Source organism: Streptomyces sp. NPDC058145 (assembly GCF_042884245.1).
In the GTDB taxonomy this organism is placed as follows: Bacteria; Actinomycetota; Actinomycetes; order Streptomycetales; family Streptomycetaceae; genus Streptomyces.
In genome coordinates this window covers 221,078-237,449 of the sequence record NZ_JBHVUH010000005.1, presented here as the reverse complement: position 1 = coordinate 237,449, position 16,372 = coordinate 221,078, and the positions used below count along the sequence as shown (strand labels likewise).

Genomic DNA, 16,372 nt, shown 5'->3' with positions numbered 1-16,372 from the left:
CGCCGCCGTCCGGTGCGACCCGCGCTCGGCGAGGACCCCGCCGTCTCCCGGGCCCTCGCCGTCCCCTCACGGCGAATCGTCGTCCACCAGCGTGTTCACTCGGTGACGTGCCGTCAACACGGTCGGGACGATTGGCCGTTTATGCCGGGTTCGCGGTGACCGCGCACGGATGCATCCGGGGCGCACCGAGGCGCCGGACGCCTACACCGCCTCGAAGGCGAAATCCTCGTACGCGGACAGACCGCCCCCGTACGCCAGTGCCGCGCCCTCCCGGGACTTTGAGCAGCGGTCCAGTTCGCACCAGATGCTCTTGCCGGAGCCCTCGGAGTGCCAGCCCCAGCGGTCGGCCAGGCAGTCGACGAGCGCCAGGCCCCGGCCGCCGGTGGCGTCACCGCCGGCGCAGCGCGGGACGGGCGCGCGGGAGCTGGTGTCGGTCACCTCGAGCCGTACGGTGGCCGAGGCGACCGGACCCGTGGCGCCTGCCGGGCCGGCGGCGTCCGCCGCCGTGTCGGCTCCCGTGCCCGCCGCCGTGTCGGCTCCCGTGCCCGCCGCCGTGTCGGCTGCCGTTCCCGGCGCCCTGCCCGGCAGGGAGAGCCGCAGCACGGCCGGCCGGCCGGTGTGCACCACGGCGTTGGTCACCAACTCGGAGACCAGCAGGACCAGCGTCTCGGCCAACGGCTCGTCGGCCCCTATACCGAGCCCGGAGAGCCGCGAACGGGCCCATCTCCTGGCCCGCCCCACCTCCGCGGGATCGGGCCGGATCTCCAGCTGCACTTGAAGCACCTGCACCGCTCACACCATCCGAACCGGCGGACACATGGCCCCGCGCCACACGAACGCCGCGACACAAACCGCGACGCGCACCACGACGAGGGCCACGATCGTAGCCATTTTCTGCATGGCCAGGACAACGGCCAGAGCAAGGGTCACGGAACGTGATTCCCTTACGAGACAGCATGGTTGACGTACAGTCACCCCAACAAGCGCTTCGGGCATATTCCAGCGCGAAGGAGTACGCGTACGGCATACTGTGCGACGCGCTTGCCGGGGAGTCGAACAGGCGGGGAAACGGACGGGGACTTGGGTCCGTACCGCCCCGCGAGCAGCGGCGCACACCGCGCGGTCCGGGGACGACCCGGGCGCGCCAACGGCTCGGCTCGTGCTCGCGGCCACTCGCATCCCACACAAGGTACCCGAGGGGACGCCTGACTCCGGGACGTGACGAGTCACGTCAAGGACACAAGCCGATATCAACGCTCTGTGATGTCGGTACGCCACGATCCGCGACATCGTGGGCCAAGGGTCGCCCGAACTGGATGCACGCCCTGGCGTGTTGCACGGCAACCCCTACTCGGGAACGGTGAAGTACCGCGCGAAGGCCGGGACGATCTCCGACTCGCCGACCCTGCCGTCGCCGTCGGCGTCGAGGGCGTTGGCGGCCGCCAGGGCGAGGTCCTCCGGGACGCGCAGGACGCGCAGCACGCGGACGGTGTCGCGGACGGTGGCGCGGCCGTCCGCGTCCGGGTCCGCGACGGCCAGGGCCGCGTGCAGGAAGGGGCGGGCGATCTCGGCGAAGCGGTCGGGGTTGTCACGCAGGCGCTTGACCGCGCCGGTGACGAACTCCTCGCGCGTGATGCGCTGGTCGCCGTCCCGGTCGGCGATGCCCGCCATGCCCTGCCAGAACGCCTCCGCTCCGGCGTAGAGCGCCTGCCCCCGGTCGGAGCGGGCGGGTACGGCGAACTCGGCGAGCAGGGCCTTGGCCGCCGCGCTGAAGTCCTCGCGGTCGATGTAGCCGTTGCCGTCCTGGTCGAAGCCGGCGAACCGGGCGGCGATCCTGCGCTCGTACTCGGTGCTGACCATGTCTGTTCGGGCCGCCTTATGTCGACGTGGAGGTTGATCCGGCTGGGAGCGTACGTCGCGGGCGGCGGACAGGTGACGGGAAAACGGCCGTTGTGCCAAGACCGGGGGAATTTCGCGACAACCCTGTGGCGGCGGCCGCGTGATGTGCTCAGGCCGACAGGTCCGGCCTGTCGGCGGGCTCAGGCGGACAGCGGGTCGGCCTCGTCGGTGACGGCGGACTCGACGTCGGGGCGGACGTCGAAGAGGCGGCGGACGCCGAGCGCGCCGAGGACCCGGTTGACGTGCGAGCCGTCCTCCGCGCCCCGGTCCGGCAGGATCAGCCGCAGCCGGCCCTGGCAGGAGCGGATCAGCCGGCGGGCGGCGATGAGCACGCCGACGCCGCTGGAGTCGCAGAAGAAGACCTCCGAGAGGTCCAGGACCAGGCTGTGGTGGCCCTCGGCGACCACGTCGTGCACCCGCTGGCGCAGTACCGGCGAGGTCATCAGGTCCAGTTCACCGCCGACCTGGAGCACGGCCCACCCGTCCTGTTCGACGCCGGTCACCTTGAATGTCACGGCCACGCCCCTCCGCTCGCCGGTTCGCGGAACCGCCCGGAAACGGAAGCAGTTCCTACGTTTCTATCCGCGCGGCTGCCCAGCGGCCGTTCCCTGAAACTTCGGGTCGCAAACCGTGCACGGTCGACAAGGGGCTGGTTTCAGTCACTATCGATCCTGTTCGATCGTACTTGGACGCCGACTGAGTGAAGAATGTGTGAAGGGGGCACTATCACCTGCGACGTCTCGGGGGGCGCACATTGACACAAAGGGGCGTGCGTTGTCGGACGTGCCGACTACATTCGAGATGACGGTGCAGACACGCTGGACCTGTCGGACGAGAGCGAGGGGAGGGGCGACATGGCGCAGAAGGACGTACCGCCCCGCTGGGACCACAAGATGCAGCAGCGGCTCGCACGCGGCGAGGCCGCGGCCCTCGGCGAGCTGTACGACCGCTTCGCCTCCCTCGTGCACAGCCTCGCCCACCGGGTCCTCGGCGACGAGCGGGCCGCCGACGGGGTCACCCGCGAGGTCTTCGCCCACGTCTGGGAACACCCCGACTCCTACGACCCCAAGCAGGGCCCGCTGCGCTCCTGGGTGGCCCAGGTGACCCACCGGCTGGCCGTGCAGCGGCTGCGCGCCACCGAGTCCGCCGCGCTCACCCCGGGCGGGAGCGGCTCCGTGGAGGAGCTGGAGAGCCTGGAGAGCAAGGTGCGCCGCGCCTCGGTCGCCGCCCGCGCCGACTACATCGTCCACTCCATGCCCGCCCCGCTGCGCGCCGCGCTCGAACTGGCCTACGTCCAGCGGCGCGACTACCGGCAGGCCGCCGTCGACCTCGGCGTCACCGAGGACGAGGCCCGCCGCCGGCTCCGCCTCGGCCTCCAGCTGCTGTCCACCGCCCACGACGCCGGCACCCCGCGGGGATACGGAGGTGCGGTGTGAACGGCCCCGAGGGCTTCGCGGCGCACGACGGGCCCCACGGCGACCGCGAGCCCCGTATTCCGCCGCCCCGCGCCTCCGTCGAGGACAGCGGGCTGCCTCTGCCCGACCTCGCCGATCCTGGGGAACCCGCGCCCGTGCCGCTCGACCTGTCGCACGACGTCCTGAAGTCGCTCCTCGGCGCCTGGGCCCTGGCGGCCTGCTCGGCGGCGGAGACGGCGGCCGTGGAGGAGCACCTCGGCGACTGCGGGGCCTGCGCGGACGAGGCGCGGCGGCTGCGCGAGGCGGTCGGTCTGCTGCACCAGCCGGAGAGCCTCGACCTGGACCCGGCCCTGCGCACCCGCGTCCTGGAGAGCTGCCTGGACCGCCGTCCGCCACGCATCCCGGTGCCCCGGTGGGCGGCCCCGTACGACGCCGAGACCGCGCGGCTGGACGCGCTGCTGCAGGACTTCGGGGACGCCGAGTGGCACGCGCCGGTGCGGTTGCGGTGGTTCGAGGCCGACGAGGCGACGAGCCGCCGTACCACCGTGGCCGGGGTGATCGCCCATCTGCTGTCGGTGGACGGGCTGGTCGCGGTGGCGCTCGGTCTGGACGATCCGCTCACGGAGGCCGTCGGCGGCGAACAGGCCGCGGCGGGACCGGCCGCGGCGGGACCGGCCGCGCGCACCGACGCGTTCTGGCGGACGTCGCACTTCCCGCCGACGCGGTCCGTGCGGGCGCCCTGGCGGGAGCAGAGCCACCGGCTGGTGCGGACGGTGTCCTTCACGGGCGGCGGCGCCGGCGGACTCACGGTGCCGTACGGCGACTTCGGGCTGCCGTTGCACGACGCGATGCTGGACCGGGCCTTCGAGTGCTGGGTGCACGCGGAGGACATCGCGGAGGCGGTGGACTACCCCTACGAACCGCCCGCGCCGCGGCATCTGCACCGGATGATCGACCTGGCGGCCCGGATGCTGCCGGTGGCGCTGGCCGAGCGGCGGCGGGCAGGGCTGTCCGCGACGGGCCGGCCGCCGCGTCTGGTCACGGCCGGGGAGCCGGGTCGCAGCCTCCGGCTGGAGATCGAGGGCGCGGCCGGCGGGGAGTGGCTGATCCCGCTGGACTCGCCCGGCGCGGTGGGCTCCGCCGACTTCGAGGTGGCCCATGTCGCCCTGGACGGCGTGGAGTTCTGCCGCCTGGCCGCGGGCCATGTGCCCCCGGAGGAGGCCGCGGCGGGGCAGGTGGGCGACCGCGAGGCGATCCGGGACGTCCTGTTCGCCGCGGCGGGGCTGAGCCGGCTGTGAGCGTACGGCCCGGCCCTAGGCGAACACCACCGTCCGGCGTCCGTTGAGCAGGATCCGGCGCTCCGCGTGCCACTTCACCGCGCGCGCCAGCGCCTGGCACTCCACGTCGCGGCCGACGGCGACCAGGCCCTCCGGGGTGACGCCGTGGCCCACCCGCTCGACCTCCTGCTCGATGATCGGGCCCTCGTCGAGGTCGGCGGTGACGTAGTGAGCGGTGGCGCCGATCACCTTGACGCCCCGCGCGTGCGCCTGGTGGTACGGCTTCGCGCCCTTGAAGCTCGGCAGGAACGAGTGGTGGATGTTGATGATCCGGCCGCTGAGCTGCTTGCACAGGTCGTCGGAGAGGACCTGCATGTAGCGGGCGAGGACGACCAGTTCGACGTGCTCCTCGCGCACGATCTCCAGCAGCCGCGCCTCGCCCTCGGCCTTGGTCTCCTTCGTCACCGGGATGTGGTGGAAGGGGACGTTGTAGGAGCCCACCAGCTCCTCGAAGTCGGTGTGGTTGGAGACCACGGCCGCGATCTCCACCGGCAGCGCCCCGATCCGCGCCCGGAACAGCAGGTCGTTCAGGCAGTGCCCGAACTTGCTGACCATCAGCACGATGCGCATCTTCTCGTCGGCCCGGTTGATCTGCCAGTCCATGTGGAAGGAGTCGCCGATCGCCGCGAAGCTCGCCCGCAGCTTCTCCACGGTCACCGGAGCCTCGGCCGAGAAGTGGACGCGCATGAAGAACAGGCCCGTGTCGTGGTCGCCGAACTGCTGGCTGTCCTCGATGTTGCAGCCGGTCATGAACAGGTAGCTCGACACGGCGTGCACGATGCCCTGCTTGTCCGGGCAGGAGAGGGTGAGGACGTACTGGTCGGCCGGGTCGGCGGCGCGGGCGGGCTGCTCGTTCATGCACCACAGGTTCCCACACCGGCCATCCGCCGCGGGCGGTCGTCCCGCAGGGCGGGACGGGGCGGGAGCGGCCCGCGGCACCGGAAGCGGCCCCGCGGAGGACCCGCCGCCGCCTACGCGGTCCTCGTCATGATCCGCAGGACCTCAAGGCTGCGCGGGGCCGTGTCCGGGTCGTCGCCGTCACTGGCCGCGAGACGCAGGTGCGCGTCCCGTGCCGCCCGCACCGCCTCCGGCCACGCGTGGTGGTCGAGGTAGGCGGAGACCGGCGCGTCCGGGCCGACCTGGTGCACGATCCGCAGCACCCGGAGCACGGCCGTGTCGACCAGCGCCGCCTCCTGGGAGTCGCGGAATATCGTGCCGACGTACTTCTCCGCCGACCAGTTGTCCAGCCAGGTGTCCTCCACCAGCCGGTACACGGCGTCGGTGACGTCGCCGTATCCGTCGACGCCGGCCAGCCAGACGTCCTGCTGGAACCCCGGGTCGGAGAGCATGTGCAGCGCGGAGCGCACATTGCTGCGCCAGCGCCACCACGGCATGTCGTTCAGTGGCATGCCGCCCATGGTGGAGGAGCGACGGCCGCGACGGGAAGAGTTCTCCGAACCTTGCACGGTCATCGATCGTACGTTCCCCATCAGACCAGTCGCACCGGCCCCCCGAATTCACCGGGGTGTCACCATTCATTGACCGAGGGTCACTCTCGGGTTAGTGGTGTGAGGGAATCGTGTGTGTCCATGACCGGCAGGCGACGCTTCCGCAGCACCTTCCCCCTCTCCTCCACCCGGCCCGTCAGAGCGGCCCTGCTCTCCGCGGGCGCACTGGCCGCAGTCGCGTCGCTCACCGCCGGATGCGGGGTCATCCCCGGTGCCACGGGGGGCTCCGGGGATGACCCGATCAAGGTGATGACGTGGGCGCCGCAGAACACGGACGCCACCAACAAGCCGGGCATGCCCGCGATGGCCCGCGCCTACGGCAAGTGGATCAACAGCCACGGCGGCGTCAACGGCCACAAGCTCGAGATCCTGACCTGCAACGACCACAACGACAGCGTGGGCGCGGCGAAGTGCGCCCGGCGCGCGGCCGCCGAGGACGTGGTCGCCGTCGTCGGCTCCTACAGCCAGTACGTCGACTCCTACCTCGCCCCGCTGGAGAGCGCCGGCATCCCCTACATCGGCGGCTACGGCATCAGCAACGACGAGTTCACCGGCCAGATGTCGTACCCCGTCAACGGGGGCCAGCCCGCCCTGCTGGCCGGCCTCGGCAGGGCGCTGGCCGCGGCGTGCGGCCCCGTCGCCCTGGTGCGCCCGGACAGCATCGCCGGCGACCAGCTGCCCACCCTGCTCGACTCGGGTCTTAAGGAGGGCGGCCACGCGGCGACCGGCGACCAGCTCGCCGCCGAGAACGCCACCGAGTACGACTCCAAGGCCGAGCAGGCGCTGCGGTCCGCGACGAAGGACGTGACGAGGAAGGGCTGTGTGGTGCCGGCGCTCGGGGACCGCACCGGCACCTTCATGGACTCCTTCCGGCGGGCCCGCGACGCCTTCCCGGCGGTGCGCACGGCGACCGTGCTGGGGAGCGTCGACCAGAGCGTGATCAACGCGACGGGCGGTGCGTCGAGCCCCTACGAGGGGGCGTACATCACCGGCTGGTACCCGGTGACGTCCGACCCGCGGTGGGACCCGATGAAGAAGGTGATCAACAAGGAGGCCTTCGGCGACAACCGCATCGATCCCGCGGACGCCGGGGTGCAGACCACCTGGATCGCGTACACCGTGCTGAAGGCCGTGCTGGAGCGGATCGGTGACGGCGAGGTGAGCGCCGACAGCGTGCGGCACACCCTCGACAAGGGCCTGAAGGTGTACACCGGCGGCCTCACCCCGACCCTGCGCTGGCCGTACGAGGGCAAGCTCGCCGGTCTCGGCCTGCCCCGGCTGGTCAACGCCGACGTGACCCTTCAGGTGGTCCAGGACGGCAAGCTGGTCGAGGCGAAGAAGACCGCGGGCTCGGGATTCGACGGGATCACCGACATGACGAGCACGCTCCAGGAAGCGGACCTCGTCTGACCCGGCCCGCGGCCCGGCGCCCCGGCCCCCTCACAGCTGGGTCGGCTGGCGCTGGGTCAGGCCGTACTTCTTCGCGATGGTGTTCCACAGCGCCGCCGCCCTGACCTTCTGGGCGCTCGCGGTGCCGCTCTCCCGGTTGCCGGCCTGGGTCTGGCCGGTGCCCCGGGCCTGGCCCTTGTGGCAGCCCTTCCGGCCGCCGACCTGGTCGGCCCAGGCCGCGTAGTGGTTGTCGGCGGCGGCCGAGGCCTGCCAGGCCCTGGTGAGGGCGGCGGTCAGCTCGGCGTTGGCCGGCAGCTTGTCGACCGACAACTGGCCCAGCCGGGTGACCAGGCCGCCGCGCTGCTTGGCGGCGTTGCGCAGGTCGGTGGCGGCCTGGCCGAGGTTGTTGCACCGCTTGACGTTCGCCACCGCCTGGATCACCGAGGCCCGGCTGCTGCCGCTGTCGGCGAGCAGCTTGTCCAGATCGATGGCCTGCTGCTCGGCCGGGTCGGCGGACTCGGCCGCCGAGGGCGAGCCCTGGGTGGCCGGGGCGGAGGCGGCGACGGTCTTGTCGTCGGTGCCCTTGTCCCCTCCCCCGCTGCTGAGCAGCGCGCCGGCGCCCACGCCGAGCACCACGATGCCGACGCCGACGGCGGCGATCAGGGGCACTCGCGAGCGGCCCCGGCGCCCGTGGTCGTCGTCCAGGGGCGGCTCGTACGAGGGCTGCGCCGGGCCGGGGTAGGCGTTCGGCTGCTGGACGCGCGGCATCTGCTGCGTGGTCCCGGCCGGGCCGGGACCGCCCGGCCCACTGCGGAAGAGGTTGTCGAACTCGGCGGGCGGCTGCCGCTCCCCGCCGTGCGCCTGGGCGGCGTAGGGCGGGATGTACTGCGTGGCGTCCGCGTCGGAGTGGGCGGCCGGCGCGGGGGACTGCTGGGCCCGCCCGAGGTACCGGGTCTCCTCCCCGGCCGACTCGGGCGGCAGCGCGCCCGGCGTGACCGGCGGGATGTACTGGGTGGCGCCCTGGTCGGCGGGAGAGCCCTGGACGGGCGGTATGTACTGGGTGGCACCCTCGTCCGCGTGCGCCGCCCGGACCGGCGGTATGTACTGGGTCGCGCCGTCGGCGGCCGGGGGCAGCGGGGCGCCCTGCGCCGGGTACGCGTCCGGCGCGGCGGGCGGCAGGGGCGCCGAGGGGGCGGGCTGCGCCGGGTACTGCTGGTAGGCGTCGGGCGTGCCGTAGCCGGGCTGCGGGGCCGCGCCGTACGGGGACTGCGGGTTCTCGCCGTACGGGGACTGCGGGTTCTCTCCGTAGGCGGGCCGGTTGCCGTCGTACTGGGGCTGCGCGCCGTCCGGGCCGTAGCCCGGGGTCCGGCCGTACGCCTGGTCGTTGTACGACGGGGCGGGTGCGCCCTCGGGGGGCAGCGGGCCGGGGCCGCCGGCGGCGGGCTGCTGCTGTTCCGGGGTGCCCCACTGCTGGGCGGCCGCCGGCGGCCAGCCCTGGTCCTGCTGATGCTGCGGCTGCTGCCGGTCGGGGCCCCAGGCGCCGCCCCAGGCCTGGCCGCCCGCGGGCGCCGCGGGGGCCGGGGCGGAGGGGCCCGTCATGCCCGGCAGCAGGGGCTCGCCTCCGTCGGAGGGCAGCACGATGCCTTCGTGCGCGGGCCGCGCCGAGGGCTCCTCGCCCTGTCCACTCTGCGTCACCGGGACTCCTACGTTGGGGGACCTTCGGAATCGTCGGCTCACGCTACCGGGTCCCCGGAGCCGGGTGCCACGCAGCTCAGGGCACGATCTTCTTCCCTGTGACAGCGGTAACAAAACCGCCCCGGGGCACGCTGTATATGGCAACCATCGTGCGTCCTGCTGCCGTTCGCCGTGCGTTCACGTGACCGCGGGGCCAGGTTCTCCCGTTGGGATCAGGTCGGATCAGGCAGCGGGGTCCGGCGGTGCCAGGGCCCGCGAGCCCGACGTGATCCAAACGGGAGGGCCGGTGCGTTCAGGCGGCCGGCTGGAGGTCGAGGCGGGCGCCGAACTCCCTGACCACCGCCTCGTCCCGGAAGGGTTCCAGGCGCTGCTGCAGATCCTCCAGGTACTCGGCGCCCCGGTTGGAGCGGAGCGTCTCCAGCAGTTCCACCGCCTTCAGGCCGGTGCCGCAGGCCTGCTCGATCTCGCGCTGCTGCACCTGGGCCGTGGCGAGCAGCACATAGCCGATGGCGCGGCGCCTGGCCCGGGTCTCGGGGTGGCCGGCCAGCGACTGCTCGGCGTACCGGGCCGCCGCCTCGGCCTGGCCGAGGTCACGGTGGCAGTGCGCCAGCTCGTCGGCCAGATAGGCCTCGTCGAAGTGCGCGATCCACGCCGGGTCGTCCCCGGAGGCCGCGTCCGCCCGCTCCATCGAACCGACCGCCCGGCCCGCCGCCGCCTGTGCCGCGCGCACGTCACCGAGCAGGGCGTGCCCGCGCGCCTCGGCCGCGTGGAACATCGCCTCCGCGCGCGGGGTCACCCGCCCGCGCGCCCCCTCCTGTGCCGCGCGGGCGAGCTGGGAGATCTCGCGCGGGTTGCCGAGCTGCGCGGCCAGGTGGCTCATGGAGGCGGCGAGGACGTATCCGCCGTAGCCGCGGTCGCCGGCCGCCTGGGCCAGCCGCAGCGACTGGATGTAGTAGCGCTGGGCGAGGCCGGGCTGGCCGGTGTCGACCGCCATGTAGCCGGCCAGCTCGGTGAGGCGGGCCACGGTCGCGAAGAGCTCCCTCCCCACCGCCTCCCGGTACGACCCGGCGAGCAGCCCGGAGACGACGCTGTTGAGGTAGTGCACGACCACCGGGCGCACATGCCCGCTGCCGTACTGGTGGTCGAGGTCCGTCAGCGCCTGGGTCATGGACCGTACGGCCGCCACGTCGGACAGGCCCACGCGCGGGCCCGCCTGCCGGGACACCTGGGCGTCCGGCGTCGAGATCAGCCAGTCGCGGCTGGGCTCGACCAGCGCGGAGGCGGCGACGGAGGAGCCGGACAGGAAGTCCCGCCGGCCCACGTCGCTGCGCCACAGCTCGCAGACCTGCTCGATGGCCCCCAGTACCGTCGGCGAGAACTGGAGACCCACCCCCGAGGCGAGGTTCTTGCCGTTGGCCATGCCGATCTCGTCGATCGTGACCGTACGGCCGAGCTTGCGCCCGAGCGCCTCGGCGATGATCGCCGGGGCCCGGCCCCGCGGCTGCTGGCCGCGCAGCCAGCGGGCCACGGACGTCTTGTCGTAACGCAGGTCGAGACCGTGCTCGGCGCCGCACATGTTGACCCGTCGGGCCAGCCCTGCGTTGGAACACCCCGCTTCCTGGATGAGTGCCTGCAGCCGTTCGTTCGGCTGCCTCGCCACGAGAGGCCTTGCGGCCATGCGCTACCCCCTGCGAACCCCTGGAGCGTGAAGATCCGGCCGGAGGGTTCCGGCCGAGAAGATCACTGCCCAGCTGACATACCGTCAATGCGTGACATGTGCGGTTTGCCGGGGTAACGGCAGATGCCACCCCCCTCCCTGGCTACCCAGATCCCGCCCCGGTTCCTCCCGCGCGCCCCCACCCGTGCACCCATGCGCCCCAAATGCGAAAAGGATGCTCCTCCCCCGCGCGCGCTCCGGCCGTAACCCGAGGTGAGCGCGGGAGTTGAGTGGGGCGTGGAAGAGACGATCGCGGGCACCAAAGCCGCCCAGATTCCGCAGCAGCGCGGGCAGTCGCTGCTGGAGACCGCCGTACGCTACGCCGAGGAGCGGCACTGGGACGTGTTCCCGGGCACCTGGCTGGAACCCGTCGACGGGGTGCAGCGCTGCTCGTGCGGCGATGCCTCCTGCCCCGCGCCGGGTGCGCACCCCGCGCGCCCCGACTGGGCGGCTCAGGCGACCGGCAGCGCGACCGGGGCCCGGCGGATGTGGCAGAAGCAGCCGGCGGCGTCGATCCTGCTGCCCACGGGGCTCACCTTCGACGCGGTGTCCGTCCCGGAGAGCGCCGGGTTCCTGGCGCTGGCCCGGATGGAGCGGATGGAGCTGACCCTCGGGCCGGTGACGCTGACCCCGGACCGGCGGATGCAGTTCTTCGTGCTGCCGGGGGCGACCGCCAAGGTCCCCGACCTGGTACGGAAGCTGGGCTGGTCGCCGGCCTCACTGGATCTGGTGGCCCTGGGTGAGGGGAACTACGTCGCCGCTCCCCCGACCAGGTTCGGCTCCCGGGGTGCCGTGCAGTGGGCCTGCCGCCCGACCCCCGCGAACCGGTGGCTGCCGGACGCCGAGGAGCTGATCCCGCCGCTGGCCTACGCGTGCGGCCGGGACCGCTGACGATCCGCACGGCGGGCACGGTCCCGCATACCTGGGGGGACCGGCCGCCGTAGCCTTCGTGCATGACCGAAGCTGCGGTGTGTGTACGGGGGCTCTGGAAGCGATTCGGGCAGCAGGTGGCCGTCGGGGGCATCGATCTCGACCTGCCCGCCGGGAAGTTCATCGGGCTGGTCGGGCCGAACGGCGCCGGGAAGACCACCACCCTGTCCATGGTGACCGGGCTGCTGCGACCCGATCAGGGGTCCGTCGAGGTCGTCGGGCACGACGTGTGGCGCGACCCGGTGGCCGTCAAGGCGCGGATCGGCGTACTGCCCGAGGGGCTGCGGCTGTTCGAGCGGCTGTCGGGGCGCGAACTGCTCGGGTACTCGGGGCGGCTGCGGGGACTGCCCGGCGCCGAGGCCGACAAGCGGGCCGCGCAACTGCTGGACGTGCTCGATCTCGCCGGGGCGCAGCACAAGCTCGTCGTCGACTACTCGACCGGCATGCGCAAGAAGATCGGCCTCGCGGCCGCTCTCCTCCACAATCCCGAGGTCGTCTTCCTCGACGAGCCGTTCGAGGGCGTCGACCCGGTGTCCGCGCAGACGATCCGGGGCGTACTCGAGCGGTACACGGCCTCCGGCGCCACCGTCGTGTTCTCCTCCCACGTCATGGAGCTGGTCGAGTCGCTGTGCGACTGGGTGGCCGTCATGGCGGCGGGCCGCATCCGCGCCACCGGAACGCTGGCCGAGGTGCGCGGGGAACACCCCACGCTGCAGGCGGCCTTCCTGGAGCTGGTGGGGGCGCGCGGCCGGGACTCCGCGTCCCATCTGGACTGGCTGGGCGGTGGGGCGGCCCGATGACGACCACCATGAGCACGACCTCCGTCGTCGTACGGCTGAAGCTGTCGCTGCTGCGCAACGGGCTGCGGCAGTCGGCGGGCCGGCGCGCCGCGTTCGCCGCCTCGGCCGTCGTCGCGCTGCTGTTCGCCCTGCTGCAACTGCTGGGCCTGCTCGCGCTGCGCGGGCACGCGCACGCCGAGGCCGTCGCCGTGCCCGGCACCGCCGTGCTGGCCCTGGGCTGGGCCGTGATGCCGCTGTTCTTCCCCGGCGGTGACGAGACCCTGGACCCCACCAGGCTGGTGATGCTGCCGCTGCGGCCGGGTCCCCTGGTGCGGGCCCTGCTGGCCGCCTCACTGGTCGGGATCGGGCCGCTGTTCACGCTGCTGGTCCTGGCCGGATGCGCGCTGTCGGTGGCGCACGGGACCGCCGGGTACGTCGCCGCGGTGATCGCCGTCGCCGTCGCGCTGCTGGTCTGCGTGGCGCTCGCACGGGCCGTCGCCGCCGCCAACGTACGGCTGCTGACCAGCAGGAAGGGTCGCGATCTCGCCGTACTCAGCGGGCTGGTGATCGCCGTCGGGGCTCAGCTCGTCAACTTCGGCGCGCAGCACCTGGGTTCGGCTGGACTCGGGCCGCTGCGCCCGGTCGCGGACGTGCTGGCCTGGGTGCCGCCGGCCTCCGCGGTGGGCGCGGTGCGCTCGGCGAGCGAGGGGTCGTACGGTGTGGCGGGTGGTCAACTGCTGCTCTCGCTGGCTGCGTTGGCGCTGCTGGTCGCCCTGTGGGCGCGGAGCCTGAACCGGCTGATGACCGCGCCGGACGGGTCCACCCTGCAGGACCCGGACGCCGGCGCCGGGGACCGCGCCTCCTCGGGCGGGCTCGGCCGGCTGCTGCCCGGCGGGCGCACGGGCACGGTCATGGAGCGCACCCTGCGCTACGTCTGGCGCGACCCGAAGACCAAGTCGGCGTGGGTGACCTCGCTCGCCATCGGGCTGATCGTGCCGGTCCTCAACGCCGTCCAGGGCACCGGTTCGGTCTACTTCGCGTGCTTCGCCGCCGGGATGCTCGGCATCCAGATGTACAACCAGTTCGGGCAGGACACCTCCGCGTTCTGGATGGTGGCCATGACGATCTCCTCGCCGCGCGACGCCTACGCCGAGCTGCGCGGGCGGGCACTTGCCCTGCTGGTGATCACCCTGCCGTACGCCGTGCTCGTCACCGTGCTGACCACCGCGCTGCTGGGCGCCTGGGACCGGCTGCCCGAGGTGCTGGGCCTGTCCCTGGCCCTGCTCGGGGCCATGCTGGCGACCGGCGCCTGGACCTCGGCCGGCTTCCCGTACTCCATCCCGCAGGAGGGCCACAAGAACGTGGCGCCCGGGCAGGTCGGGCTCGCCTGGATCTCCGTCTTCGGCGGCATGGTCGCCTCCGCCCTCCTCTGCTCCCCCGTCATCGCGGCGACGATCTGGCTGAACGTCAGCGCGGGCGGGGACGCGTGGACCTGGGTGCTGCTGCCGCTGGGGGCGGCGTACGGGGCGGGGATCACCCTCGGGGGCCTGAGGCTGGCCGCGCCGCGCACGGCGGCCCGCCTGCCGGAGATCCTGACGGCGGTGAGCAAGGGGTGACGTGAGGGAGGGTCAGCCCGCCGCGAGGCGCTTGAGGAAGGGTTCTACCGCGGCCCGCCAGGCCACCGGCTGGTCGTAGTGGACGAGGTGGCCGGCATCGGCGACCTCCGCGTACTCGCCGAGCGGCAGCACCCGCACCATCTCCTGCGCCTCGGCGCGCCCCAGCTCCCCGTCAAGACCGCGCACGACGAGCGTGGGGCAGCGCACCTGGGCCAGCTCCTCCCAGTGGGCGTCGTACACCCAGCTCTCCCGGGTGCGGAGCATCTGGTCGGGTTCGAAGACGGGGCGCCAGCCGTCGGCGGACTCGTGCATCACCTCGGCGTAGAACTCGCCGCGCGAGGGATTGGGCCGCTCCACCCAGGGATCGTCCTCGCCGAACCACTTGCGGACGTCGGCGAGGGTGGCGAAGGGGACGGGCCAGGAGCGGAACCATTCGGCCCACTCCCGCTGCGAGGCCGCGCCGAGCGCGGAGGCCCGCATGTCGCAGACGACCAGGCCGCGCACCAGGTCCGGGCGCCTGGCGGCGAGCTGCCAGGCGGTCAGGGCACCCATGGCGTGGCCGATGAGGACGGCGGGGCCGAGACCGAGCTGTTCCAGGGCCGCCTCGGCGTCGTCGACGTAGGCCTCCCGGCCGTACGCGGCCTGCGGGGGCTTGTCGCTGCGGCCGTGGCCGCGCTGGTCGAGGGCGACCGCGCGGTGGCGCTCGGCGAGCCAGCGGGCGGTGGACGCCCAGTGCGAGGCGCGGCCCATCAGGCCGTGCAGTAACAGCACGCTCGGGGCGCCCGGCTCCGCCTCCGGTTTCGGAGCGTCGGCATACTCCCAGGCGGCCAGGCGCACCCCGCCCGTTCCCATCACGTCGATACGTCGTGCCATCGGCCTGGTACCCCCCAGCTCCGCCTGCCTCGTACCGGTGTACTGCCGTTCTCGCCGTCCGTCGTTCCTGCCGCCGCAGACTATCGAATGCCTATTCGAAAATACTGCCTCTGCTAGCAACACCCCTCATTCGAGTGACGCCTCCCGAGGAATGATCGCCGCCGCCGAGGGGATCTTTCTGGCGGGAGGCGGACCACTCGGGGAAAAGCGGTCCGAGGGGAATGACCCTGGGAGCTCGGGGCTCCGGGTCAGCAACAGGGGAGGACAGGCCCCGGCGCCGACAGGCGCCGGGGCCCTCCCATGTCAGCGCTTGGCGACGAACACGTGTGAGGCGACGTCCGCCTCCAGCTCGGCCGCCTCACCGCCGCTGCCGACGAGCACACCGCCCGCCGACTCCGTCACGCTCACCACCGAACCGGGCTGAACGCCCGCACGGCGCAGCGTGTACATGAGCTGCGCGTCCGTCTGGATCGGCTCGCCGATACGCCGGACCACGACCGTCTTGCCGTCCGTCCCCGCGTCCAGGTCGGCCAGCGACACCATGCCCTCGTCCAGGAACGGGTCGGCCCCGTCCTTCTCGCCCAGCTCCTCCAGGCCCGGGATCGGGTTGCCGTACGGCGACTCGGTGGGGTGCCGCAGCAGCTCGAGCACCCGGCGCTCCACGGCCTCGCTCATCACGTGCTCCCAGCGGCACGCCTCCGCGTGCACCTGCTCCCACTCCAGGCCGATCACGTCGACCAGGAGACACTCCGCCAGCCGGTGCTTGCGCATCACGCGCGTGGCCAGCCGGCGCCCCTCGTCCGTGAGCTCCAGATGCCGGTCGCTGGCCACGGACACCAGCCCGTCGCGCTCCATGCGGGCGACGGTCTGGCTCACCGTCGGCCCGCTCTGGTCAAGCCGCTCCGCGATGCGGGCGCGCATGGGGACGACGCCTTCCTCTTCGAGCTCGAGGATGGTGCGGAGATACATCTCCGTGGTGTCGATCAGTCCGGACATACGTGCCCCTCGATTACCTCTGCCGGAACCTGCCCGGCGCGTGCGCTGGCCCTGACTTCAATTCTGCCGGATACCACCGACAACCGTGCCGCACCAACCAAACGAACAGCCCCCACCCGGGGCCGACGCCGGCACCCATCGGACACCAGTACCCCCAGGAACACCCGCCGTATTGACACCGCACTGGTCCAGACCGCACGGTGATCCGCGACACAGAC

At 72.9% G+C, this 16,372-nt stretch carries 15 protein-coding genes; 6 read left to right on the top strand and 9 right to left on the bottom strand.

Annotated features, from left to right (window positions below; genetic code table 11):
• Positions 1–201 precede the first annotated feature (201 nt).
• From ACFVVO_RS13565 to ACFVVO_RS13555, 3 genes are all read right to left on the bottom strand, one after another.
• Positions 202–789, bottom strand: coding sequence for an ATP-binding protein (locus tag ACFVVO_RS13565; protein WP_390054513.1), 588 nt, complete (start codon positions 787–789; stop codon positions 202–204).
• Positions 790–1,347: 558 nt separating this feature from the next.
• Positions 1,348–1,860, bottom strand: a complete 513-nt coding sequence (locus tag ACFVVO_RS13560) for an EF-hand domain-containing protein (protein WP_390054511.1) — start codon at positions 1,858–1,860, stop codon at positions 1,348–1,350.
• Positions 1,861–2,039: 179 nt separating this feature from the next.
• Entirely contained in the window at positions 2,040–2,420 is a 381-nt protein-coding gene (locus ACFVVO_RS13555; RefSeq protein ID WP_358930876.1) for an STAS domain-containing protein, read from the bottom strand.
• A gap of 333 nt (positions 2,421–2,753) precedes the next feature.
• Between ACFVVO_RS13555 and ACFVVO_RS13550 the strand changes: the two genes are divergently transcribed.
• Both ACFVVO_RS13550 and ACFVVO_RS13545 read left to right on the top strand, forming a co-directional pair.
• Entirely contained in the window at positions 2,754–3,335 is a 582-nt protein-coding gene (locus ACFVVO_RS13550) for an RNA polymerase sigma factor (protein WP_390054509.1), read from the top strand.
• Entirely contained in the window at positions 3,332–4,612 is a 1,281-nt protein-coding gene (locus ACFVVO_RS13545; protein WP_390054508.1) for a maleylpyruvate isomerase N-terminal domain-containing protein, read from the top strand. The genes ACFVVO_RS13550 and ACFVVO_RS13545 overlap by 4 nt, the downstream gene beginning before the upstream one ends.
• A 15-nt stretch (positions 4,613–4,627) precedes the next feature.
• On the opposite strand, the gene purU is transcribed toward ACFVVO_RS13545, so the two are convergent.
• Both purU and ACFVVO_RS13535 read right to left on the bottom strand, forming a co-directional pair.
• Positions 4,628–5,509, bottom strand: a complete 882-nt coding sequence (gene purU, locus ACFVVO_RS13540) for a formyltetrahydrofolate deformylase (RefSeq protein ID WP_390054506.1) — start codon at positions 5,507–5,509, stop codon at positions 4,628–4,630.
• Positions 5,510–5,622: 113 nt separating this feature from the next.
• Positions 5,623–6,123, bottom strand: coding sequence for a hypothetical protein (locus tag ACFVVO_RS13535; protein ID WP_390054504.1), 501 nt, complete (start codon positions 6,121–6,123; stop codon positions 5,623–5,625).
• Positions 6,124–6,240: 117 nt separating this feature from the next.
• Between ACFVVO_RS13535 and ACFVVO_RS13530 the strand changes: the two genes are divergently transcribed.
• A complete protein-coding gene (locus tag ACFVVO_RS13530) occupies positions 6,241–7,569 on the top strand; it encodes an ABC transporter substrate-binding protein (protein ID WP_390054502.1) in 1,329 nt (442 codons plus the stop codon).
• A 30-nt stretch (positions 7,570–7,599) separates the two neighbouring features.
• Here the strand turns inward: ACFVVO_RS13530 and ACFVVO_RS13525 are convergent, their stop codons facing one another.
• Together ACFVVO_RS13525 and ACFVVO_RS13520 are read right to left on the bottom strand one after the other, a co-directional pair.
• Entirely contained in the window at positions 7,600–9,243 is a 1,644-nt protein-coding gene (locus ACFVVO_RS13525) for a hypothetical protein (protein ID WP_390054500.1), read from the bottom strand.
• A gap of 292 nt (positions 9,244–9,535) precedes the next feature.
• Positions 9,536–10,921: a transcriptional regulator gene (locus ACFVVO_RS13520; protein ID WP_390054498.1), complete on the bottom strand. Its 1,386-nt coding sequence runs from the start codon at positions 10,919–10,921 to the stop codon at positions 9,536–9,538.
• A gap of 276 nt (positions 10,922–11,197) precedes the next feature.
• Here ACFVVO_RS13520 and ACFVVO_RS13515 point away from each other — a divergent pair, with 276 nt between their 5' ends.
• The 3 genes from ACFVVO_RS13515 to ACFVVO_RS13505 all read left to right on the top strand — a co-directional run bounded on the left by ACFVVO_RS13515 (position 11,198) and on the right by ACFVVO_RS13505 (position 14,285).
• Positions 11,198–11,851 carry a bifunctional DNA primase/polymerase gene (locus ACFVVO_RS13515; RefSeq protein WP_390054497.1) on the top strand — a complete coding sequence of 218 codons (654 nt, stop codon included), beginning with the start codon at positions 11,198–11,200 and terminating at the stop codon, positions 11,849–11,851.
• Positions 11,852–11,913: 62 nt separating this feature from the next.
• Positions 11,914–12,690 (top strand): ABC transporter ATP-binding protein, encoded by a 777-nt coding sequence (locus tag ACFVVO_RS13510; RefSeq protein ID WP_390054496.1) that lies wholly within the window; start codon positions 11,914–11,916, stop codon positions 12,688–12,690.
• Positions 12,691–12,698: 8 nt separating this feature from the next.
• Positions 12,699–14,285, top strand: coding sequence for a transporter (locus ACFVVO_RS13505; protein WP_390054495.1), 1,587 nt, complete (start codon positions 12,699–12,701; stop codon positions 14,283–14,285).
• 12 nt (positions 14,286–14,297) lie between these two features.
• Here ACFVVO_RS13505 and ACFVVO_RS13500 read toward each other — a convergent pair whose 3' ends face one another.
• On the bottom strand, positions 14,298–15,158 hold the full coding sequence (locus ACFVVO_RS13500) for an alpha/beta fold hydrolase (protein ID WP_390054493.1): 861 nt from the start codon (positions 15,156–15,158) through the stop codon (positions 14,298–14,300).
• 303 nt (positions 15,159–15,461) lie between these two features.
• Positions 15,462–16,154 (bottom strand): metal-dependent transcriptional regulator, encoded by a 693-nt coding sequence (locus tag ACFVVO_RS13495; protein ID WP_020940714.1) that lies wholly within the window; start codon positions 16,152–16,154, stop codon positions 15,462–15,464.
• Between the last annotated feature and the right edge of the window lie 218 nt (positions 16,155–16,372).

Coding starts and splice junctions, on each gene's coding strand:
- ACFVVO_RS13520 (WP_390054498.1), bottom strand. CDS start 10,921: ATGGCCGCAAGGCCTCTCGTGGCGAGGCAGCCGAACGAACGGCTGCAG.
- ACFVVO_RS13495 (WP_020940714.1), bottom strand. CDS start 16,154: ATGTCCGGACTGATCGACACCACGGAGATGTATCTCCGCACCATCCTC.
- ACFVVO_RS13535 (WP_390054504.1), bottom strand. CDS start 6,123: ATGACCGTGCAAGGTTCGGAGAACTCTTCCCGTCGCGGCCGTCGCTCC.
- ACFVVO_RS13500 (WP_390054493.1), bottom strand. CDS start 15,158: ATGGCACGACGTATCGACGTGATGGGAACGGGCGGGGTGCGCCTGGCC.
- purU (WP_390054506.1), bottom strand. CDS start 5,509: ATGAACGAGCAGCCCGCCCGCGCCGCCGACCCGGCCGACCAGTACGTC.
- ACFVVO_RS13505 (WP_390054495.1), top strand. CDS start 12,699: ATGAGCACGACCTCCGTCGTCGTACGGCTGAAGCTGTCGCTGCTGCGC.
- ACFVVO_RS13550 (WP_390054509.1), top strand. CDS start 2,754: ATGGCGCAGAAGGACGTACCGCCCCGCTGGGACCACAAGATGCAGCAG.
- ACFVVO_RS13560 (WP_390054511.1), bottom strand. CDS start 1,860: ATGGTCAGCACCGAGTACGAGCGCAGGATCGCCGCCCGGTTCGCCGGC.
- ACFVVO_RS13510 (WP_390054496.1), top strand. CDS start 11,914: ATGACCGAAGCTGCGGTGTGTGTACGGGGGCTCTGGAAGCGATTCGGG.
- ACFVVO_RS13530 (WP_390054502.1), top strand. CDS start 6,241: ATGACCGGCAGGCGACGCTTCCGCAGCACCTTCCCCCTCTCCTCCACC.